Origin of the sequence: Mesorhizobium dulcispinae (genome assembly GCF_033977345.1) — a bacterium.
GTDB classification, from domain to species: Bacteria; Pseudomonadota; Alphaproteobacteria; order Rhizobiales; family Rhizobiaceae; genus Mesorhizobium; species Mesorhizobium dulcispinae.
In genome coordinates this window covers 44,179-63,604 of the sequence record NZ_JAVIIY010000012.1, presented here as the reverse complement: position 1 = coordinate 63,604, position 19,426 = coordinate 44,179, and the positions used below count along the sequence as shown (strand labels likewise).

At 63.4% G+C, this 19,426-nt stretch carries 21 protein-coding genes; 14 read left to right on the top strand and 7 right to left on the bottom strand.

Annotation, left to right across the window (positions count from 1 at the left end; genetic code table 11):
• The first annotated feature begins 807 nt into the window (after positions 1-807).
• The gene (locus RFN30_RS23660; protein WP_320264498.1) at positions 808-2,166 is read left to right on the top strand and encodes a coiled-coil domain-containing protein; all 1,359 of its coding nucleotides are present in this window, start codon (positions 808-810) and stop codon (positions 2,164-2,166) included.
• A 59-nt stretch (positions 2,167-2,225) separates the two neighbouring features.
• Here the strand turns inward: RFN30_RS23660 and RFN30_RS23655 are convergent, their stop codons facing one another.
• Complete coding sequence (locus RFN30_RS23655; protein ID WP_320264497.1) at positions 2,226-2,918, bottom strand: hypothetical protein; 693 nt, start codon at positions 2,916-2,918, stop codon at positions 2,226-2,228.
• 383 nt (positions 2,919-3,301) lie between these two features.
• Between RFN30_RS23655 and RFN30_RS23650 the strand changes: the two genes are divergently transcribed.
• From RFN30_RS23650 to RFN30_RS23640, 3 genes are all read left to right on the top strand, one after another.
• Positions 3,302-3,802, top strand: a complete 501-nt coding sequence (locus tag RFN30_RS23650) for a hypothetical protein (protein ID WP_320264496.1) — start codon at positions 3,302-3,304, stop codon at positions 3,800-3,802.
• A 42-nt stretch (positions 3,803-3,844) separates the two neighbouring features.
• Entirely contained in the window at positions 3,845-4,150 is a 306-nt protein-coding gene (locus RFN30_RS23645; RefSeq protein WP_320264495.1) for a hypothetical protein, read from the top strand.
• 191 nt (positions 4,151-4,341) lie between these two features.
• Entirely contained in the window at positions 4,342-4,770 is a 429-nt protein-coding gene (locus tag RFN30_RS23640; RefSeq protein WP_320264494.1) for a cupin domain-containing protein, read from the top strand.
• Between the two features lie 62 nt (positions 4,771-4,832).
• Here RFN30_RS23640 and RFN30_RS23635 read toward each other — a convergent pair whose 3' ends face one another.
• On the bottom strand, positions 4,833-5,288 hold the full coding sequence (locus RFN30_RS23635; protein ID WP_320264493.1) for a carboxymuconolactone decarboxylase family protein: 456 nt from the start codon (positions 5,286-5,288) through the stop codon (positions 4,833-4,835).
• A 246-nt stretch (positions 5,289-5,534) separates the two neighbouring features.
• On the opposite strand from RFN30_RS23635, the gene RFN30_RS23630 reads away from it, so the two are divergent.
• The 3 genes from RFN30_RS23630 (at position 5,535) to RFN30_RS23620 (ending at position 7,357) form a co-directional block, all read left to right on the top strand.
• Positions 5,535-6,290 carry a copper homeostasis protein CutC gene (locus RFN30_RS23630; protein ID WP_320264492.1) on the top strand — a complete coding sequence of 252 codons (756 nt, stop codon included), beginning with the start codon at positions 5,535-5,537 and terminating at the stop codon, positions 6,288-6,290.
• Complete coding sequence (locus RFN30_RS23625; RefSeq protein WP_320264491.1) at positions 6,290-6,802, top strand: GNAT family N-acetyltransferase; 513 nt, start codon at positions 6,290-6,292, stop codon at positions 6,800-6,802. Before RFN30_RS23630 ends, RFN30_RS23625 begins: the two co-directional genes overlap by 1 nt.
• 69 nt (positions 6,803-6,871) lie before the next feature.
• Positions 6,872-7,357 (top strand): SRPBCC family protein, encoded by a 486-nt coding sequence (locus RFN30_RS23620; RefSeq protein WP_320264490.1) that lies wholly within the window; start codon positions 6,872-6,874, stop codon positions 7,355-7,357.
• A 3-nt stretch (positions 7,358-7,360) separates the two neighbouring features.
• Here the strand turns inward: RFN30_RS23620 and RFN30_RS23615 are convergent, their stop codons facing one another.
• The 4 genes from RFN30_RS23615 to RFN30_RS23600 all read right to left on the bottom strand — a co-directional run bounded on the left by RFN30_RS23615 (position 7,361) and on the right by RFN30_RS23600 (position 12,357).
• Positions 7,361-8,383 (bottom strand): acyltransferase family protein, encoded by a 1,023-nt coding sequence (locus tag RFN30_RS23615; RefSeq protein ID WP_320264489.1) that lies wholly within the window; start codon positions 8,381-8,383, stop codon positions 7,361-7,363.
• 208 nt (positions 8,384-8,591) lie between these two features.
• Complete coding sequence (locus tag RFN30_RS23610) at positions 8,592-9,389, bottom strand: FAD binding domain-containing protein (RefSeq protein ID WP_320264488.1); 798 nt, start codon at positions 9,387-9,389, stop codon at positions 8,592-8,594.
• 12 nt (positions 9,390-9,401) lie between these two features.
• Positions 9,402-11,750: a xanthine dehydrogenase family protein molybdopterin-binding subunit gene (locus RFN30_RS23605; protein WP_320264487.1), complete on the bottom strand. Its 2,349-nt coding sequence runs from the start codon at positions 11,748-11,750 to the stop codon at positions 9,402-9,404.
• A 106-nt stretch (positions 11,751-11,856) separates the two neighbouring features.
• The gene (locus tag RFN30_RS23600) at positions 11,857-12,357 is read right to left on the bottom strand and encodes a (2Fe-2S)-binding protein (protein ID WP_320264486.1); all 501 of its coding nucleotides are present in this window, start codon (positions 12,355-12,357) and stop codon (positions 11,857-11,859) included.
• Positions 12,358-12,616: 259 nt separating this feature from the next.
• Here RFN30_RS23600 and RFN30_RS23595 point away from each other — a divergent pair, with 259 nt between their 5' ends.
• The 3 genes from RFN30_RS23595 to RFN30_RS23585 are packed head-to-tail and all read left to right on the top strand — an operon-like array spanning position 12,617 to position 15,607.
• The gene (locus RFN30_RS23595; protein WP_320264622.1) at positions 12,617-13,804 is read left to right on the top strand and encodes an FIST N-terminal domain-containing protein; all 1,188 of its coding nucleotides are present in this window, start codon (positions 12,617-12,619) and stop codon (positions 13,802-13,804) included.
• 7 nt (positions 13,805-13,811) lie between these two features.
• Positions 13,812-15,152 carry an ATP-binding response regulator gene (locus RFN30_RS23590; protein ID WP_320264485.1) on the top strand — a complete coding sequence of 447 codons (1,341 nt, stop codon included), beginning with the start codon at positions 13,812-13,814 and terminating at the stop codon, positions 15,150-15,152.
• A gap of 50 nt (positions 15,153-15,202) precedes the next feature.
• Entirely contained in the window at positions 15,203-15,607 is a 405-nt protein-coding gene (locus RFN30_RS23585; RefSeq protein ID WP_320264484.1) for a DUF6392 family protein, read from the top strand.
• A gap of 16 nt (positions 15,608-15,623) precedes the next feature.
• Here RFN30_RS23585 and RFN30_RS23580 read toward each other — a convergent pair whose 3' ends face one another.
• Positions 15,624-16,307 (bottom strand): response regulator, encoded by a 684-nt coding sequence (locus RFN30_RS23580; RefSeq protein ID WP_127859873.1) that lies wholly within the window; start codon positions 16,305-16,307, stop codon positions 15,624-15,626.
• A gap of 204 nt (positions 16,308-16,511) precedes the next feature.
• Here RFN30_RS23580 and RFN30_RS23575 point away from each other — a divergent pair, with 204 nt between their 5' ends.
• The 4 genes from RFN30_RS23575 to RFN30_RS23560 are packed head-to-tail and all read left to right on the top strand — an operon-like array spanning position 16,512 to position 19,419.
• Positions 16,512-17,210 carry a fumarylacetoacetate hydrolase family protein gene (locus RFN30_RS23575; protein WP_320264483.1) on the top strand — a complete coding sequence of 233 codons (699 nt, stop codon included), beginning with the start codon at positions 16,512-16,514 and terminating at the stop codon, positions 17,208-17,210.
• A complete protein-coding gene (gene maiA, locus RFN30_RS23570; RefSeq protein WP_320264482.1) occupies positions 17,207-17,857 on the top strand; it encodes a maleylacetoacetate isomerase in 651 nt (216 codons plus the stop codon). The genes RFN30_RS23575 and maiA overlap by 4 nt, the downstream gene beginning before the upstream one ends.
• Complete coding sequence (locus RFN30_RS23565) at positions 17,847-18,317, top strand: DUF4262 domain-containing protein (RefSeq protein ID WP_320264481.1); 471 nt, start codon at positions 17,847-17,849, stop codon at positions 18,315-18,317. Before maiA ends, RFN30_RS23565 begins: the two co-directional genes overlap by 11 nt.
• Positions 18,318-18,375: 58 nt before the next feature.
• Complete coding sequence (locus RFN30_RS23560; protein ID WP_320264480.1) at positions 18,376-19,419, top strand: zinc-dependent alcohol dehydrogenase family protein; 1,044 nt, start codon at positions 18,376-18,378, stop codon at positions 19,417-19,419.
• The last annotated feature ends 7 nt before the right edge of the window (positions 19,420-19,426 follow it).

The window sequence follows — 19,426 nt, the reverse complement described above, 5'->3', positions numbered from 1 at the left end:
AGCGGGCGGAAGCTTTAGCCAACCAGGGCGAGTATCCACACACCGCTTCACGAGCTTGAAAATTGCACCGAAGACCGCACAGGCACGGCGATGTCCAACCATCTTGCCGGATTTTACGCAGACAACACAGATCTCGCTCTCCTGGGCGGGATGACGATATTTGTATTGATAGGCGTTTGTCTTTTGCTCCGGCGTATCTTTGTCGCGGCGCAACGGCGTCACCTGCCACCAAATGGCTACCTGAGCGAAAGCAGGTCTGTTCCCCTCGATGAGGCTTCCTGGGCCTGGGACCGCCCAAGCGACCCTACGACCGAGCCCGCTTCTTCCCAGGTTGCCGTGCCCCCGGTCCCGGACGTCCGACCTCAGGATCTCAACAACCGGCAGTCCGGGGTGCGAAACGAATATTTCGACACGACGTCCGAAGCTGACGAGAGCTCGCCCGGGAGCCCGACCAATGCTTCGGCGACCCTCTTCGCCATGGCCTCACCTCCCCGCGTTCACCGGCCGACGAGTCTCGCGTTACGCCTGAGCGTCGCCGCAATCTGTCTGGCCGTGCCGCTCGGTTATGCGGTGACGAGACAAAGCTCGGTCGAAAGCGCCCCCGCCATTTCGCAGGCCGATAGCCAGTCCCATCCTGATCTTTCACGCGCCGTCGAGGTTCCGGCGAGTACTGCATCGGATACGCCTGGATCAACCCAGGGACCCACGAGTGTCGAATTGCCTAGCCCGACTGCGAAAGCACAAGTCCGGGCAGCTCTCGCTCAGGCGGCCGCTGCCAGGGAATTGGCCGGCCAGGAGCACCGAGCGATGGAGGGGGAGCGCGCCAGGAGCGCCTCCCTGCAGAGCGCGCTCTTTGAGTCGCGCAAGCAGATCGACGCGCTGAAGACAAGCATGGCGGCCGCCGGCAAGGCCGGCGAGGAGCGTTTGCGCAACGAACTCGCGGCAACCCGCGCACTCGACGCATTGCAGTGGATTGCGCAAGACGTCCGAGCGTTGCTCGGCGAAACCATCAACTATGTCTTTGTAGAGATGCCCGCTGCTCGCCTTGAACGTCAGCGAACCAAACGGATGGCGCGCGACCTGTCGCAAGCGCGAGCGCAAATTCTACAGCTTGAGGCCAAAGCCGCCGAGGATCGCACCAGGGCCGAGGCTTCGCTGACGCAAGCGAGCGGAATCCTTGCCGAGGAGCGGCGGAAGTCGAAGGACCTTCGTGGCGACATCGCCGACATGGAGCTGTCCAAGGCCGCGATCGCGGCCACGGCCGAGCAGGAACGGACCGGTGCGGCCACAGCGCGGGAACGGGTTGAGCAGACCGCGACCGCGACGGCGCAGGCCCTGGCACGGGAACAGGCTTCAGCCGTCTCGGCCCAGGAGGACCTCAATAAAGCCCGCCTAGAACGCGACGCGGCTGAACAGGAGCGAGCCAAGGCTATCGCAGCCAAAGAGCGCGCCGAGCAGACTGCAACGGAGACGACGCAGGCCCTGGAACGAGAACGCGCTTCGGCCATCTCTACCCGACAGGATCTCGACAAAGCCCGCCTAGAGCGCGATGCGGCTGAACAGGAGCGCGCCAAGGCTATCGCAGCCAAAGAGCGCGCCGAGCAGACTGCAACGGAGACGACCCAGGCCCTGGAACGAGAACGCGCTGCAGCCGCCTCGGCCCAAGAGGACCTCGACAAAGCGCGCCTCGAGCGCGACGCGGCTGAACAGGAGCGCGCCAAGGCTGTCTCGGCCAGAGAGCAGGCCGAGCAGACTGCAACCGCGACGGCGCAGGCCCTGCAGCGAGAACGCGCTTTGGCCGTCTCGGCCCAGGAAAACCTCAACAAGGCCCGCCTCGAGCGCGACGCAGCCCGAGACCTTTTGGGGCAGGCCGCCATCAGGCTCAAGGAGGCGCTGGACAAGCAACGTGAAGCGACTGTTTCTCTCGCCCGCGAGCTGGCCGCGGTACGCGCGGATAACGACAAGCTCAGGGCCGAGCGCCGCGACGCACAGATTGAGCAGCCCGCGAAGCCGCGCTCTGGCCTCGCATCGGCCGGCACGGACAAGGTGAAGGTTGTCAGCCAGAAGACCACGCGCAGCAAGGTCCGCAACCCGTCTCGGGTGATCCGCGTGCGTTCTATCACGCTCCCCTATTCCCTGCGGCCAAGACATTCGACGCTCGATTGAGTCTCGACGATTGCGCAGGGCGGGATGAATTCGACGGCGAGACGTTCGGCGCCGTACCCCTATGTCAGCCCGATCACGCTGCCTTCCGCGTTCAATTCGCAGCTGACCGGCGCCTGGCGCGTCTCGACGCTGGCTTGATGTCCATAGTCGATGCTGACCTGAACGGGGGCCGAGATCCGCTGCCGGCTCAGCCGCTGTATCGAACCGGCGCTGCTGACGCGCACACCGGTCGCCCCAAACTGGGCCGCGGCCTGCTCGATTGCGTCACGGCAGGCGCGAACGACGTCGTCCGGGACGCCCGGCAGCGCTGCAAGTGGATGGACCGCCGGTGGAACAGCGCTGTCTTCGGACGGCTGTAGGGCAGGCGGAAGGTCAAGCGACCGTCCGCCGTCCGAGGACGGGACGACAGCGGCCGCTTTGGCGGCCGAGGTCGATGGCACTGCCGTCGTTGGGTCGGTCTGGGCATCGTCGGATGATGGACTGCTGCTGGGGTCGCCGGGATCGCTGGAGTCGCCGGGATCGACGCCAAGTCCTTTGTGCGGGCTGCCATTGTGATTTTGCTGGCCACCGGCGTCATGGCCTCCATCCTCACCTTGCTGGCCGCCGGCGCCATGCCCTGCGCCCTCACCTTGATGGCTGCCGGCGTCATGACCTCCGCCGTGCTCGTCGCCGGCTGCAGCGCCCGCGCAAGCCACCGCTATCGAGCAAGCGAATGTGAAACATACCAGGCTGGATCGATGGGATTGACGCACGGCGGCCTCCAACGGTGCGTCGGCCCGGCCGTCCATCCGCGGCATGCAGTCGGAACGGTGCAACCGCCGCTGCCCCACTCGCGACTGCGCAATTAACTAGGGGATGAGTCCGGTGTATCAAGGACGCGATGCGTGTCGATGCTGGCATATCGACGGCGATTTGGTCACGGTGAATCTCGGCGTTCCCGTCACCGCCAACTAGTGACCGCTCGCTGACAAGGCATATAAGCGCATTTGAAGTCGGTCCCAGTAATAACCGCCTATATCTAGTCGAATGCCTTATCGGATCCGGCGGAACGGCGCTTACCCAAAATAATCGCCCCTCTTGCACAAATATTCACTTTAAAGGATGCTTAACCCTAAGCCGTGGGAGGGCCGGGGGTATGAGAGTAAAGGCGTTGTTGGCACTAGGTGCCAGTGCCGCACTATGCGGCTGTCAGACGAGCAATCAAGCAGACTACATACAAATCGGTTATGGGCCCAGTTTCGACGTCGCGCATGCGCAGTGCGAAATGCAAAAGGGGTCGGCAGACCAAGGCTATATTGCCATCGGGTCCCCCGCTTTTGTAGCTGGGGCTGGGATCGGCAATGCTCTCGGCAATGCCATCGCCGAAGATCAGTACATGAAGAACTGCCTCATTATCAACGGCTGGAAGCGCGCGCCGCATGGCCAGGGCACTGCAGCGGCCGCAGCCGTCGCTGCCGGTGCATCACCGACCCCCTATGGGATAGCCCGTGCCCCGGGCAGTTGGATTAACACAGCGCTGCTGGACTGGTCCGACGCAAACAAGAAGTGCTCCGCTGGCGACAAAGAAGGATGCGCCACTCGCGAGAAACTTGCCGCGAAGCTGAGGGCCGCGGGCGTCAACCCGTCACCGGTCTGAGGGGCCGAAGCGCGGGCGGCAGGCTGGCACCGGGCGAAGGCGATGATACGGCTCTGCATAGCAGCACTGCTGGCGGTTTCGCCACGTGGCGACGCCCACGCAAATGGCGAGCGCCGGAGCATGATCCCCGCCTGCGAATGGGCGGTGAGAATGGTCGGCTTCCCTCGCGACTACCGGCTCCTGCATGCCGAAGAAGACTTCAAGACTTGGCATGCAACCATTGAGTACGAGTCGCGAGATGACCATGGTACATTTGTTCACCACTCGGCCTATTGCAATTTCTGGCATCGTCGGCTGAGCACGATGAGCATCGACGACGACGCCGAGGGGAAGATCATAGTCGACTGAAGCCGAGACCGGCCTGGCCGCTCCCCTGAAGGCGGATCTCCAGTGCGGCAGCGCGCTTATGACGATTACAGACGGGACAGCAGGGGTTACGTCTTAGTGCGCGCTTCAACATCAGCTTTGGGTTTCCAGCAAACCATCCTTGCGCGCGGACAGCGCCTGCGCGATCTTGCCCACCGTTTTGGGAGGAAGTCGTGCGAAAAATCCTGGCATCGGCGCTGCTGGCAGCAGCGCTTTCTTCAAGCACCGCCAACGCTCTGGACAGCTCCGGCACGCCTGTTGTCGTGACGCCGCTGGCGTCGAAGACGACGACGGCTTCCGGCCGGCCGATCACGCTGCCGCAGAAGAATGTCGAGGTCCAGGTCTCGGCCTACCAGATCGCGCCGGGCGCGACGCTGCCGGTGCACAAGCATCCCTTCCCGCGCTATGCCTATGTCGAGGCCGGCACGCTCAAGGTCACCAATGTCGAGACCGGCAACAGCAACACCTACAAGACCGGCGATTTCATCGTCGAGATGATCGGGCAATGGCATCAGGCCGCCAATATCGGCACCGATCCGGTGAAGCTCCTGGTGATCGACCAGGTCGAGCAAGGCGCCAAGAACACGATCTTGAAGCAGTAGCCGGCAGCAACGCCGCTCGGCCAATGAGGCGCCCGCTCCAAGGCGGGCACCCCATATCCATGTCAGCCCCAGGCACCCACAGGCTGCCTGGTCGGCGCGTTCAGGCGGTTGAAGGCGTTGATCAGCGCGATCTGGATGAGCAGCGCGGCAAGCGCCTTGTCGTCGTAATGCCGGGCCGCCTCGTCCCAGACGTCGTCGGGCACCGCGTCGGAGCGGTCGGCCAATCGCGTCGCGGCTTCCGTCAGCGCAAGCGCGGCCCGTTCCGCACCGGTGAAGTAAGGCGTTTCCCGCCAGGCGGACACGGCGAAGATGCGCTCGTCCTTCTCGCCCGCCTTCTTCAGCTCGCGCGCATGCATGTCGACGCAGACGCTGCAGGCGTTGATCTGGCTGGCGCGCAGGTGGATGAGCTTGCGCGTCACATAAGGCACCTCGGCGGCTTCGGTCGACTTGTCCAGCGCCAGCAGCGCTTGCAGGGCGCCTGGAATGAGCATCACCGGGTTCTTCAATCTGGCTTCCATGATCTGTCTCCTTTGGTTCTCGCAGCCGATGCCGTGCTTCTGTCCGCCATCGGCGGCTCCGGCTCGATCAATAACTATAAAGTTATGAATCGACATATAACTTTGCAGTTATGAGTTGTCAACCGAGATCGGGCAAATCCGGAAGCGGAAAGCGAGCGCCTTCGTTGCTGGACCGATCGATGCGGCTTTCGCCGCAATCGCCCCGATGCTAGGGCTGCGCCTTCTCTTCAACATGGATGGACGCTGGTGACCGACGCCCAAAAACCTCTGATCGAAATCTGCGTCGAAGGCATAGACGGGCTGCTTGCCGCGCAAGCCGCCGGCGCCGACCGGGTTGAGCTCTGCGCCAGCCTCGTCGAAGGCGGCATCACGCCAAGCCTCGGCACGGTGCGCGCAGCACTTGAGCGCGCGGCCATCCCGTTCCATGTCATCGTGCGTCCGCGCGGCGGCGATTTTCTCTATAGCGAGGCGGAATACCAATCGATGCTCGCCGATGTCGGCACACTGCGCGATCTCGGCGTGGCCGGCGTCGTCGTCGGTTGCCTGACCGCCGACGGCGCCATCGACGATGCGCGCATGAGCGAACTGGTGCGCGCCGCCGGCCCTCTCGCCGTCACCTGTCACCGCGCCTTCGACATGACGCGTGATCCGGCCGAGGCGCTCGAAGCGCTGATCCGCTGCAAGGTCGGCCGCGTGCTGACCAGCGGCCAGCGCGACACCGCGCTGGAAGGCGTCGACCTGCTTGCCGAGCTCATTCGCCAGGCAGGCGAACGCATCATCATTCTCGGTTGCGGTGGGCTGGCGCCCGACAATATCGGCGAAGTGCTGAGGCGAACCGGGCTGAGCGAGATGCATTTCGCTGCGCTTGCCGACGTGCCGAGCGCCATGCGCTACCGCAACCCGCATGTCGGCATGGGCGGCAACGACCTCGATCGCGAATACCGCAACACGGTGACCGATGAGGCCCTGGTGGCGGCAACGATCGCGGCCGCGAGGGCCTGATGCCGGAACTGACGATGTCGAAGGATCGGCTGCCGATCGAACGTGTTTCGCCGGCCGACGAGGCCGCCATCCTCGTTCTCAACAACGAGCATGCCGCCGAATTGTCCTGGCTGGAGCCGGAGCGGCTGTCGTTCCTGATCGGGCAGGCATTCTACACACGCCGCATCGGGACGCTCGAAGCCTTCATCATGTGCTTCGATCAGGACGCCCGCTACGACAGCCCGAATTTTGTGTGGTTCCGCGAGCGCCATCCGCGCTTCGTCTATGTCGACCGCGTGGTGGTCGCAGCCGAGGCGCGCGGCCGTGGCCATGCCCGCCGCCTCTACGAGGATCTGTTCGAGCATGCCCAGCGCGCCGGCCACACGATCGTCACCTGCGAGGTCAATGCCGATCCGCCGAACCCTGCCTCGGATGCCTTCCATGCCGCGCTCGGCTTTGCCGAAGTTGGCGATGCCGTGATCCACGGCGGCAAGAAGTCGGTGCGTTACTACGCCAAGCCGATCGTGGGCTGAGCAGCCGCTGGCAACGCAAACAAGCCCGGGCTAATGTAAGCACTCCGCTGGCTTGAGGGGCGCGACATCATGCCAAGCAACGTCTTCCGTTTCGACGAGAGCTGGGACATTCCGGAAGGGACGCCGCAGGAAGTGTGGGACGTTCTGTCCGACGCCAAGCTGCTGCCGCTCTGGTGGGGCGATGCCTATAAGGAAGTCGAGCCGCTCGACAAAAAGGGCAAGGGTGTCGTCGGTTCGCGGGCGAGAGCCAGGGCGCGAGGCGCCCTGCCCTACGAGCTGAACTTCATCATCGAGGCCGCCGAGCTCGATCCGGGCCGGCTGGTGGTGGTGAAGACCTTCGGCGATTTCGACGGCCTGTGGCGGGCCGAATTGTCGCCGTCCGGGGCCGGCACGCATGTGAAACTCACCTGGCAGGTCATCGTGGAAAGGCCGATCCTCAAGCTCCTGGCGCCCCTGCTCAGGCCGGCCTTTGCCTGGAACCACCGCTGGACCACGCCGCGCGGCGAAGCTGGGCTTCGGCGCTACCTCGCCGCGCGGAAGAGCGACAAGGCCTGAAACTCACCAATTGCGGTTGAGCCAGCCGCGTGCCGGTTTCTCAACGATGTAGTAGCTCGCCAGCGCGCAGGCGAAGACTGCTGCCAGCATCGGGATCGGCGCGACGTCGCGATCGTAGACGAATTTGTAGAAGGGCTGCTGCCAGAGATAGAGCGAATAGGACCACAACCCTAGCATCACCATCGGCCGCGACGACAGCAATCCGGTCAGGTAGCCGCCGGCGAAATCGAGCGTGTTGACGGCGAGCGCCAGCAGCGGCACGCCCAGGAGATAATGCGCGGGCGTCGGCACCGGATCGAGGAACAGCATGACCGCACACGCTGCCGCCGCCAGCGCCACATGCTGATTCCTGAGGAATGCCGGCAACCGTCCGTCGGCCTTGAGCAGGCAGATCGACACCGAAAGCAGGATCGAGGCGATATGCACATCGGTTCGCCAATAGCTGGTCTCGTAATCCATGCCGAGAACCCAGTAGGAGATGGCGCCGTTGGCCATGGCCAGCACGGAGAGTGCCACAAGCAGCCGCACGACATTCGCGCGCCCTGACACCACCACGCTGATCAGCGCCAGGATGACATAAGAATGCTCCTCGATGGCGAGCGACCAGATATGGTCGAGCGCGCCGGCGCGATTGATGAGAATGCCTGCATAGTTGTAGGTGAACGTCAGTGCGGTAAGCGCCGCCTTCCATTTGAAGGCGATAAAGGTGCCGGACAGCCCGATCATGGACGCGATCACGAACACCAGCAGCGCCGGATAGATGCGCGAGAAGCGGCGCTTGAAGAATTTCTTCAGCGGAAAGCGCTCGATGAACAGGATCTCGCCCATCAGCCGGCCGCTGAGCACGAAGAAGAATTCGACGCCGAGCACGCCGAGATTGATACCGGGAACCGGAAAGAAGTGGCCGATCAGCACGAGCGCGATCGACAGGCCGCGCCAACCGTCGAGATAGGCCAGCCTTGTCCGTGCCGCTTTGTCGGCTGTGGCCCTTGGCAGGACACCGGCCGTCGCGGAGATGTCGGTCATGCCCGTCCCTTCGCAACTCGAGGCCCGAACGCGGCAACCGCCACGCGCTCGGACCCACCTCGTATTCCGCCCAGTTTATTTTGCAGTGCGGGATAACTTTGTGCAAGTGCGAAGCTTTGATTTTGGCGGGGCCTAACGCCCAAACCGTTGCCACGGCAAAAGAAAAAGGGGCCGCGACAGCCCCGTTTTCTCCCCGAACCATCAGAGTTCAGGCGTTGGCCGCGGCCACTGCGCGCTTCGCCATCACCGCGATCAGGTTCGCGCGGTAGTCGGCCGAGGCATGGATGTCGCTCATCAGGCCTTTGGCGGAGACTTTGAGGCCATCGAGCGCCGAGGTGTCGAAGTTCTTTGCCAGTGCCGCCTCGATCTCCTTGGAGCGGAAGACGCCGTCGTCGCCGGCGCCGGTCACCGCTGCCCGCACCCCATCCTTGCCCTTGGTCACGAACACCCCGACGATCGCATAACGCGAGGCCGGGTTGCGGAACTTCTGGTAGGCGGCCTTGGCGGGCGCGGTGAAGGTCACCGCCGTGATGATCTCGCCATCCTTCAGCGCCGTTTCGAACAGCCCCTTGAAGAACTTGTCGGCGGCGATTTCGCGCTTGTTGGTGACGATCGTCGCGCCCAATGCCAGCAGCGCCGCAGGATAGTCGGCCGCCGGGTCGTTGTTGGCGATCGAGCCGCCGATCGTGCCCTTGTAACGCACCGCCGGGTCGCCGATCAGCGATGCCATATGCGCAAGCGCCGGACAGGCCTTCCTCAGCTTCTCGTCGGCGGAGACGTCGTAATGCGTCGTCGCTGCACCTATGATGACCGTCTTGCCGGACACCTTGATGCCCTGCAATTCCTTCAGCCGCGACACGTCGACCAGATCGGAAGGGGCTGCAAGCCGCGTCTTCATGGCGGGGATCAGCGTCATGCCGCCGGAGAGCAGCTTTGCATCGCCATTCTTCAGGAGCTTGGCGGCGTCTGAGACCGAGGCGGCGCGATGATAGTTGACCGAGTACATCTTTGCTCCTCCTCAGTGCTTCTTGGCGTGGATCGCCGACCACACGGTCGACGGCGACGCCGGCATGGCGATGTCGACGACGCCCAGCGCGTCGGTGATGGCGTTGATCACCGCCGGCGGCGAGCCGATCGCGCCGGCCTCGCCGCAGCCTTTCACCCCGAGCGGATTGCCCGGGCATGGCGTGTTCGAGGTCGAGACCTTGAACGACGGCAGGTCGTCGGCACGCGGCATGGTGTAGTCCATGTAGCTTGCCGTCAAAAGCTGGCCGCTGGCGTCATAGTGCGCACCTTCGAGCAGCGCCTGGCCGACGCCTTGCGCGATGCCGCCATGCACCTGACCCTCGACGATCATCGGATTGATGATGTTGCCGAAATCGTCGGCCGCGACGAACTGGATGATTTCCGTCAGGCCGGTTTCCGGATCGATCTCGACCTCGCAGATGTAGCAGCCGGCCGGGAAGGTGAAGTTGGACGGATCGTAGAAGGCCGTCTCCTTCAGGCCCGGCTCCATGCCGGCGGGCAAGTTGTGGGCGGTATAGGAGGCGAGGGCCACCTGGAACCAGGGCAGGCTCTTGTCGGTGCCGGCGACCTTGACCTCGCCGTTCTCGATGACGATGTCGCCTTCATCCGCTTCGAGCAGGTGCGCCGCGATCTTCTTGGCCTTGGCTTCGACCTTGTCGAGCGCCTTGGCGACGGCCGACATGCCGACGGCGCCCGAGCGCGAGCCGTAGCTGCCCATGCCCATCTGCACCTTGTCGGTGTCGCCATGGACGATCGAAACCGAGTCGAGCGGCACGCCGAAGCGCTGACTGACCAGTTGCGCGAAGGTCGTCTCGTGGCCCTGGCCATGGCTGTGCGAGCCGGTCAGCACCTCGATCGTGCCGACCGCATTGACGCGCACTTCCGCCGATTCCCAGAGACCAACGCCGGCGCCGAGCGAACCGACCGCCGCCGACGGCGCGAGACCGCAAGCCTCGATGTAGCAGCTCATGCCGATGCCGCGCAGCTTCCCTTGCTTGGCGGCATCCGCCTTGCGTTTCGTGAAGCCTGCATAGTCGGCGGCCTTCATCGCAGCGTCGAGCGAGGCGTTATAGTCGCCCGCGTCATAGCTCAGGATCACCGGCGTCTGGTGCGGGTAGGAGGTGATGAAGTTCTTCCGCCTCAACTCGGCAGGCGTCACGCCAAGCTCGCGCGCGGCCGTCTCCATCGTGCGCTCGAGAAGGTAGGTGGCTTCCGGCCGCCCTGCTCCGCGGTAGGCGTCGACGGGCGCGGTGTTGGTGTAGACGGTTCGCACATTGGCGTGGATGGCCGGGATGTCGTACTGGCCCGACAGCAGCGTGGCGTAGAGATAGGTCGGCACGCAGGACGAGAACAGCGACATATAGGCACCGAGATTGGCGATTGTATCGACCTTGAGGCCGGTGATCCGGTTGTCCTTGTCGAAGGCCATCTCCACCGTCGAGACATGATCGCGGCCATGAGCGTCGGAGAGGAAGCTCTCGGTCCGGTCGGCGACCCATTTGACTGGAACGCCGGTTTTCTTCGACGCCCACAGGCAGACGATCTCTTCCGGATAGATGTAAATCTTGGAGCCGAAGCCGCCGCCGACGTCGGGCGCGATCACCCTCAGCTTGTTTTCCGGCGCGACATTGTAGAAGGCGCTCATCACCAGACGCGCGAGATGCGGGTTCTGCGATGTCGTCCAGCAGGTGTAGTGGTCCTCGGCCTTGTCGTAATGGCCAAGCGCTGCCCTCGGCTCCATGGCGTTCGGCACCAGCCGGTTGTTGACGATCTTCATGCGCGTGACATGGGCTGCCGACTTGATTGCAGCATCGGTCGCCTTGCCGTCGCCGATCTCCCAGTCGAAGATCAGGTTGTTCTCGGCCTCGGCATGGATCTGCGGCGCGCCCTTTTCGAGCGCCTTGGTCGCCCCGACCACCGCCTTCAGTTCCTTGTAGGTGATCTCGACCGCTTCAGCCGCGTCGCGCGCCTGGCCCTTGGTGTCGGCGACAACGATGACGACGGCATCGCCGACGTAACGCACCTTGTCGACGGCGAGCGGCGACCAGGCGCCCATTTTCATCGGCGTGCCGTCCTTGGAGTGGATCATCCAGCCACAGATCAGATTGCCTATACCATCGGCCTTGAGCTGCTTGCCGGTCAGCACGCCGACGACACCGGGCATCGCCTGAGCCTTCTTCACATCGATCTTCTTGATCTCTGCATGCGCATGCGGGCTTCGCACGAACACGGCGTGCTTCATGCCGGGAACCACCATGTCGTCGACATAGCGGCCGCCGCCGGTGATGAACCTCTTGTCTTCCTTGCGCGCCACGCGAGCGCCGACACCTTCGATACCCATTAGAAATTCCTCCGGAATTTAGGGGAGTAGGTCAGTAGGTGAGCAAGGGAGTAGGGACTAAGGCGCCAGGTGGCCTACTCCCTTACTCCCCTATTCCCTTACTCCCCTAAGCTGCCTGCTTCGCCTTGCCCTTCGATCCCTTCGCCATCGCTTGCGACGCGGCGAGGATCGCCTTGACGATGTTGTGGTAGCCGGTGCAGCGGCAGATGTTGCCGTCGAGCTCGGCGCGCACGGTCGCTTCGTCGAGACCCTGCGGGTGGCGGGAGATCATGTCGGTCGCCGCCATGATCATGCCCGGCGTGCAGAAGCCGCATTGCAGCCCGTGATGTTCCTTGAACGCCGCCTGCACCGGATGCAGGTCGGCGCCGTTCGCCAGTCCTTCGATGGTGACGATCGTCGACCCCGACGCCTGAACGGCGAGCATCGTGCAGGATTTCACCGCCCTGCCGTCGACATGCACGACGCAGGCGCCGCACTGCGAGGTATCGCAGCCGACATGGGTGCCGGTGAGTCCGAGCTGTTCCCTCAGGAAATGCACCAGCAGCGTTCGGTCCTCGGCGTTCCCGCTGACCCGTCTGCCATTCACAGTCAACGACACGTCCGACATGCAACCTCCCCTGGGTATAACCTTGGTCATCACGTTGCCGATGCCGCGCAGCTGCTTCGGCAGTGCGTTATCCTCATACCGCACAATGGGTAAGAAACAGCGCGGCCGGCATTCCGCCAATTGTACTTTCGGTCATGGCCAGGGCGCTGTGCGGTACGGTGCCCGGCCCATTGCCAAAACAGGGATTGAAGGCAAAGATGCCCTCGACGCACGCGTGCCGAATACGCACAAGGACACGCATAAAAACAGCGTTGGAGGAATTGCGGGAGAAGGCAAGCTGGCCAGTTCGAGCACGCGCTACGCATGCGGCTTCTCGGCGCTCACCACCGATGAGCCCGATCCAAACGCCTTTGCCCGGGCAATCGCGGCCGAAGCCGCGGCCGTCGACGCCGGTTTCGCGCTGCTCTTCTTCTCCCAAAGCCTTATCGACGCATCGGCACTGACCCATGCGCTGGAGCAGCATGCGCCGGCACTTGCCTATGCCGGATGCTCGACCGCCGGCGAGATCACGCCGCAAGGGCTTGAGGAAGGCCATGTGCTTGCCCTGCTTTTGCCGTCGGCATCATTTTCGACCGTCAGCACGATGGTTGAAAACCTCTCCTCCTCCGGCATGGACAGGATCACCGGCGAGGTCGCGGCGCTGCGGCGGCTGCTGCGCGGCCGCGCCGGCCATGAGCGGGCGAAAAGCGTGTTCGCGCTCTGCTTTATCGACGGACTGTCCTACGCCGAGGAGGCGGTGACCTCCGCCATCCACTGGGGACTGGACGACATTCCGCTGATCGGCGGCTCAGCGGGCGACGACCTGAAATTCGAGACCACCCGGCTGATCTCCAACGGCAAGGTCGCCTCCGACAGCGCCATCGTCGTGCTGATCGCGACCGAGATCCCGTTCCACGTCTTCAAGACCGACAATTTCATTCCCACCGACGAGAAGCTGGTGGTGACGGCCTCCGACCCCGACCATCGCATCGTGCGCGAGTTCAACGCCACCAACGCGGCGGAGGAATACGCCGCCTCCGTCGGCATCGTTCCGCAAACGCTGACGCCCTTGAGCTTTGCCTCGCACCCTGTCGTGGTGAAGGTGGGCGGAGAATACTATTGCCGCTCGATCCAGCGCATGCATACCGACGGCTCGCTGTCGTTCTTCTGCGCCATCGACGACGGCGTCGTCCTGTCCATCGCCCAGCCCAAGAACATGGTAGAAGCGACGCGCGCGGCGTTGCAGGACGTCGAGCACAAGCTCGGCGGCATCGACATGATCCTCGGTTTCGACTGCGTGCTGCGCAGGCTCGACGCGCGCAACCGCCAGGTCTTCCGCGACATTTCCGAGCTCTACCGGACCAACAACGTCATCGGTTTCGGCACCTATGGCGAGCAGTACCGCTCGATGCATTTGAACCAGACTTTTACCGGCATCGCCTTCGGCGAACGTCAGGCGGCCGAGTAGTGCAGCCATGCCGCTCCGCGACATAGACGACCTCGAAAAGCTGAAGAAGATCAACGCCGCGCTCGTCAGCCGCGTCGAGCGCTCGATGGATCAGCAGGGTAACGCCTTCTCGCTGTTCCAGACAGCGATTTCGCTGGAAAACCGGGTGCGCACCCGCACCGAGGAATTGCACGCGACGCTGCGCCGGCTCGAGCAGTCGAATGTCGAGCTCGTCGCCGCCAAGGAAACGGCGGAGCTGGCGAACCTCTCCAAGACCAGGTTCCTCGCCGCCGCCAGCCACGACGTGCTGCAGCCGCTCAACGCCGCGCATCTGTCGGTCTCCGCGCTTGCGGAAGTCCAGACCAGCGAGGAGGGCAAAAAGCTTGTCCGCCAGGTCGAGCGCTCGCTGGAGACGATGGAAGACCTGCTGCGCACGCTGCTCGACATCTCCAAGCTCGATGCCGGCGTGGTGCAGCCGGAGATCGGCGACGTCAGCCTGGAGACGTTGTTTTCCTCGCTGCGCTCGGATTTCCTGCCCGAGGCGGAAAAGAAGGGTCTCTCGCTAAAATTCCGGCCGGTCAGTGTCGTCGTGCGCTCGGACCGCACGCTCTTACGCCGCATCCTGCAGAACATCCTCTCCAACGCGCTGCGCTACACCCGCTCCGGCGGCGTGCTGGTCGGCACCAGGCATCGCGGCGACACCATCCGCATCGACGTCGCCGACACCGGCTGCGGCATCCCCGACGACCAGCGCGAGGCGGTATTCGAGGAATTCCATCGCGGCATCTCCACGCTCGCCGATGGCGGACTGACGGGAGGGCTGGGTCTGGGTCTGGCCATCGTCCGCCGCATGGCGGCCGCACTTGGCCATCCAGTGACTTTTTCCTCAAAAGTGGGACGCGGAACGATCTTCCATATCGACGTGCCGGTCGGCATGAACGCCGCGGCTGAGCCGGCGGCCGGCAGCGCCGATATGGAAAGGCCGCGCGGCTACGGCCTGTTCGGCACCAAGGTGCTCCTGGTCGAGAACGACGCCGACGTGCTGAGCGCCATGACCTCGCTGCTCGAGCGCTGGCAATGCCTGGTACGCGCCGCCACCTCGACCGACGACGCGCTCGATCTGCTCGGCGATACCGCCTGGATGCCCGACATCATCATCGCCGACCAGCATCTCGACGGCGGCGACCTGGGCACCGCAACCATAGCCGAAGTGCGCGACTATCTCGGCCGCCCGGTGCCGGCGCTGATCGTCACCGCCGACGGCTCAGAGCTCATCGCCAAAGCCGCCCGAGCCGCCGGCATAGAACTGATGCGCAAGCCGCTGAAACCGGCGCAACTGCGCGCGCTGCTGGCGCATTTGCTGGCTTAGCGTCGAGCTATGCGTCTTCTTGATTTTCTTGGAAAGCCAGCATCGCACCTTTGACGTCGGACCCGTTTAAGCGTTGGAATTTTGAACGATCAGTTGATGACTACCTTCCAGAGCAAACAGTAAACTATGAAGCCGGCCGCCATGGATTTTCATTCACCTGCGACAGCGATGAAACGATAAATACTATATTTGTAGAATCTGATGATTTTGACAAATCGCTTATTGAAATTCCCTTTTCAACAAAACGCTGGGAAGTGCAAAGCATCCTTGGCCTGCCTTCAAAGAGCGGCAAGCCCCATACCGACCCCATTCTAGGTGAATACGGTCCCTGGGATCGATATGATGAAGAGCGCTATTCGATTCATATCGAGTATCAGCCCTATGCGGATAGGATACGAAGGATAACACTTATGCGCACCGACATGGTGCCAGGCACGTTCAAGCGATCAAACTAAATGGATCCATGCTGCATCAAAACCCGGCCTGATCCCTGAACAACTCCGCGTTGTCGAGCTTCGACACCTCGATCACCGCCTGCGTGCGGCTGTAGACGTTGAGCTTGCGCAAAATCTCCGAGACATGCGCCTTGACCGTGGTTTCACCCACCTGCAGCTCATAGGCGATCTGCTTGTTGAGCATGCCCTGGCGCAGCATCTGCAAAACCCTGAGCTGCTGCGGCGTCAGCCTGGCCAGGCGCTGCACCATGTCGGCGCGATCGGTGCTGTCGGGGTCCGGCGGCTGTCCCTCGTAGTTTTCCGGCACGTAGACGGCGCCGTCCATCACAGAGCGGATGGCGGCGGCGAGATCGCTTTTCCTCGCCGACTTCGGGATGAAGCCGGCGGCGCCATAAGACAGCGCCTCGGAGATGATCTTCGGCTCCTCGTAGCCCGATACGATCACCACCGGCAGCCGCGGATAGCGGGTCCTGAGCTGCAATAACCCTTCGAAGCCGTGCACGTCGGGCATGCTCAAGTCGAGCAGCGCGAGGTCGAACGGCTTTGCATCGGCCAGAAGCTCGATCGCCTCGGCGATCGAGCGTGCCTCGACCGTGTCGACATCCGGATAGGCCATCTGCACGGCGCTGTGCAGCGCCTCGCGAAACAGCGGGTGGTCGTCGATGATCAGGAAGCGGGCGCGATCGTTGACGGCGGTCATTGCATCGGTTCGGGCATCGGTTCGGTTTCGTCGGGCACAGGATAGTCCCGTGACCATGGTCAGATTATTGCCAAATAGTACATCGCCTGAAAGTCGCTTGTCGGCAAAACGACAGGGCCAATGTTTTCATGGGCTAATGCCTTGCCCGCCTGCCGAAATCGGCCGAATGTGCGGATGGATTCATACTCAACGCAGAGACCGCCCATGCCAGACTTCGTCCTTCCGCCGCCCGCGATTGCTTCGGTCGCCGTCGCCGGTTCGGCGGAACGGTTTGCCGTGCGCCGCATCTTCTGCGTCGGTCGCAACTTCGCAGCGCATGCCCGCGAGCTTGGCAATGACGAGCGCGACCCGCCGTTCTTCTTCACCAAGCCGGCCGACGCTGTGGTCGACAGCGGCGCCGAGATCCCCTACCCGCCTTTGACCGCCAATCTCCACCACGAGATCGAGCTGGTCGTGGCGATCGGCAAGGCCGGCTTCCGCATTCCACGTGCCGAGGCGCTCGCCCATGTCTGGGGCTACGGCGTCGGTGTCGATTTGACCCGCCGCGACCTGCAGGACCAGGCCAAGAAAGCGGCCCGCCCCTGGGACTGGTCGAAAGCGTTCGACCAGTCCGCGCCTTGCGGCCCGCTGCTCCCGGTCGCGAGGTCAGGCCACCCCGACAACGGCCGCATCTGGCTCGCCGTCAATGGCGAAGTCAGGCAGGACGGCGATCTCGCCGAGCTGATCTGGCCGGTCGCCGACGTCGTTGCGATCTGCAGCGAGGCCGTCGAGCTCCGGCCCGGTGACCTGATCTTCACCGGCACGCCGGCGGGCGTCGGCGCGGTTAAGGCGGGCGACAGGATCACCGGCGGCGTCGACGGCATCGGAACGATCGAGGTCAACATTGGGCAGCCGAAGCCATGAGCGACCTCGTCCTCCATAACTACTACCGCTCCTCCACCTCATACCGGGTGCGGATCGCGCTGGAGATGAAGGGGCTGAGCTACACCTATGTGCCGCATCATTTGCGCCACGGCGAGCATCTCGAGCCCGCCTATCTCGCGGTCAACCCGCAAGGCTTGGTGCCGGCGCTGGTGCTCGACGACGGCACGCTGCTGACGCAGTCGCTGGCGATCATCGAATATCTCGACGAGATCGCGCCCGAGCCGCCGCTGCTGCCCAAGGATGCGCTGGGCCGCGCCCGCGTCAGGATGCTGGCGCAGATGATCGCCTGTGACATCCACCCGGTGAACAATCTGCGCGTGCTCACCTCGCTGCGCAACGTGTTCGGTGCCGGCGACGAGGATGTCGTCAACTGGTTCCGGCACTGGGTGAACGAAGGTTTTCAGCCGCTTGAAAAGATTCTGGCCTCGTCGCCTGAGACCGGCACCTTCTGCCATGGCGATGCGCCCGGGCTGGCTGACATCTGTCTCGCCGCCCAGGTCACCAACAACGCGCGCTTCGGCGTCGACATGGCGCCCTATCCGGTGATCTCGCGCATCCACGCCGCCTGCATGGCGCTGCCGGCTTTCCAGAAAGCCGCGCCCCAGAACCAGATCGATGCCGAATAGAGAAGCCAGGGACCCGGACGAGGCCAAGGCACTCGCCGATATCGAAGAGTATGGCTGCCATATCCTCTATGTGCTGGAGGAGGACGAGCATCCGCCGTTCGCTTACTCAGTGGGGATAGAGCACAACTTCAAAGTCCCTGAATTGGTTGTAGTCGGGCTGAAGCCGGACCTTTCGCTGACCATCATCAACGAGTATTGCCGACGAGTGCGCAGCGGTGAGAGGTTCAACGTCGGAGAGCGAGCGTCGGGTTTTCTTGGAGGTGGCTTCGATTGTCAGTTTGGCACAGTCCACCCGGACCACTATCCCGAATATTTCGGTTGGGATATCTGGTTCTACGACGGCCCGGATTTTCGGGTTATGCAACTCGTGTTTCCGACAACCTCCGGCATCTGGCCTTGGGATGCCGAAGCCGACGAGTGGTTTCGCAGGCGGCAACCGCTGCTCGACCAACCACCATAGCCAATTTAGCTTAAGACTCCGCATGGCCGTTTGAACTGAAACATCTGGAAGCATCCCCATGAAAGCTGTCGTCTTCGAGAAATTCGGCGAAGCGCCGACGATCCAGACCGTGCCCGACCCGAAACCGGCGGCGGATGGCGTTGTCATCAAGGTCGAGGCGACGGGACTGTGCCGCAGCGACTGGCATGGCTGGATGGGCCATGATGACGGCATCACCCTGCCGCATGTGCCCGGTCACGAACTGGCGGGCGTCGTCGTCGCCGCCGGCAAGCAGGTGAGCCGCTGGAAGGCGGGCGACCGGGTCACCGTGCCGTTCGCGGTCGGCTGTGGACGCTGCTTCGAATGCAACTCCGGCAACCACCAGGTCTGCGAGCACCAGACGCAGCCGGGCTTCACCGGCTGGGGTTCGTTCGCCGAATATGTCGGCATCGAGCATGCCGACACCAATCTCGTGCGCCTGCCCGAGGAGATGGAATTCGCCACAGCCGCCAGCCTCGGCTGCCGTTTCGTCACCTCCTTCCGCGCCATCGTCGACCAGGGCCGGGTGACGCCCGGCGAATGGGTGGCGGTGCATGGCTGCGGTGGCGTCGGCCTCTCGGCGATCATGATCGCCAGCGCCATGGGCGCCAATGTCATCGCCATCGACCTGACGGACGAGAAGCTGGAGTTCGCGAAAAAGATCGGCGCGGTGGCGACGATCAACGCCTCGACGACGTCCAATGTGGTCAAGGCGGTCAAGCAGATCACCAATGGCGGCGCGCATATGTCGATGGATGCGCTCGGCCATCCCACGACATGCTTCAACTCGATCGCCAATCTGCGCCGGCGCGGCCGCCATGTTCAGGTCGGGCTGATGCTGGCCGAGCATGCCCGCCCGCAGGTGCCGATGGACAAGGTGATCGCCTTCGAGCTCGAAATCCTAGGCAGCCACGGCATGCAGGCCTACCGCTATTCCGCGATGATGGAGATGATCCGTACAGGCAAGCTGAAACCGGAATTGCTGGTCGGCAAAAGGATCAGCCTCGAAGAGGCGCCGGCAGCACTGATGGCGATGGGCGGTTTCGAGGGCATCGGCATCGGGGTGGTGACGAAGTTCCAGTAAGGAACAA

What these genes read in the sequence shown, in the direction of transcription:
- RFN30_RS23620 (WP_320264490.1), top strand. Translation starts at nt 6,872, where the DNA reads ATGCCAAGCAACGTCTTCCGTTTCGACGAGAGCTGGGACATTCCGGAA.
- RFN30_RS23645 (WP_320264495.1), top strand. Translation starts at nt 3,845, where the DNA reads ATGATACGGCTCTGCATAGCAGCACTGCTGGCGGTTTCGCCACGTGGC.
- RFN30_RS23600 (WP_320264486.1), bottom strand. Translation starts at nt 12,357, where the DNA reads ATGTCGGACGTGTCGTTGACTGTGAATGGCAGACGGGTCAGCGGGAAC.
- RFN30_RS23625 (WP_320264491.1), top strand. Translation starts at nt 6,290, where the DNA reads ATGCCGGAACTGACGATGTCGAAGGATCGGCTGCCGATCGAACGTGTT.
- RFN30_RS23590 (WP_320264485.1), top strand. Translation starts at nt 13,812, where the DNA reads ATGCCGCTCCGCGACATAGACGACCTCGAAAAGCTGAAGAAGATCAAC.
- RFN30_RS23565 (WP_320264481.1), top strand. Translation starts at nt 17,847, where the DNA reads ATGCCGAATAGAGAAGCCAGGGACCCGGACGAGGCCAAGGCACTCGCC.
- RFN30_RS23575 (WP_320264483.1), top strand. Translation starts at nt 16,512, where the DNA reads ATGCCAGACTTCGTCCTTCCGCCGCCCGCGATTGCTTCGGTCGCCGTC.
- RFN30_RS23580 (WP_127859873.1), bottom strand. Translation starts at nt 16,307, where the DNA reads ATGACCGCCGTCAACGATCGCGCCCGCTTCCTGATCATCGACGACCAC.
- RFN30_RS23615 (WP_320264489.1), bottom strand. Translation starts at nt 8,383, where the DNA reads ATGACCGACATCTCCGCGACGGCCGGTGTCCTGCCAAGGGCCACAGCC.
- RFN30_RS23560 (WP_320264480.1), top strand. Translation starts at nt 18,376, where the DNA reads ATGAAAGCTGTCGTCTTCGAGAAATTCGGCGAAGCGCCGACGATCCAG.
- RFN30_RS23605 (WP_320264487.1), bottom strand. Translation starts at nt 11,750, where the DNA reads ATGGGTATCGAAGGTGTCGGCGCTCGCGTGGCGCGCAAGGAAGACAAG.
- RFN30_RS23650 (WP_320264496.1), top strand. Translation starts at nt 3,302, where the DNA reads ATGAGAGTAAAGGCGTTGTTGGCACTAGGTGCCAGTGCCGCACTATGC.
- RFN30_RS23660 (WP_320264498.1), top strand. Translation starts at nt 808, where the DNA reads ATGGAGGGGGAGCGCGCCAGGAGCGCCTCCCTGCAGAGCGCGCTCTTT.
- RFN30_RS23635 (WP_320264493.1), bottom strand. Translation starts at nt 5,288, where the DNA reads ATGGAAGCCAGATTGAAGAACCCGGTGATGCTCATTCCAGGCGCCCTG.
- RFN30_RS23610 (WP_320264488.1), bottom strand. Translation starts at nt 9,389, where the DNA reads ATGTACTCGGTCAACTATCATCGCGCCGCCTCGGTCTCAGACGCCGCC.
- maiA (WP_320264482.1), top strand. Translation starts at nt 17,207, where the DNA reads ATGAGCGACCTCGTCCTCCATAACTACTACCGCTCCTCCACCTCATAC.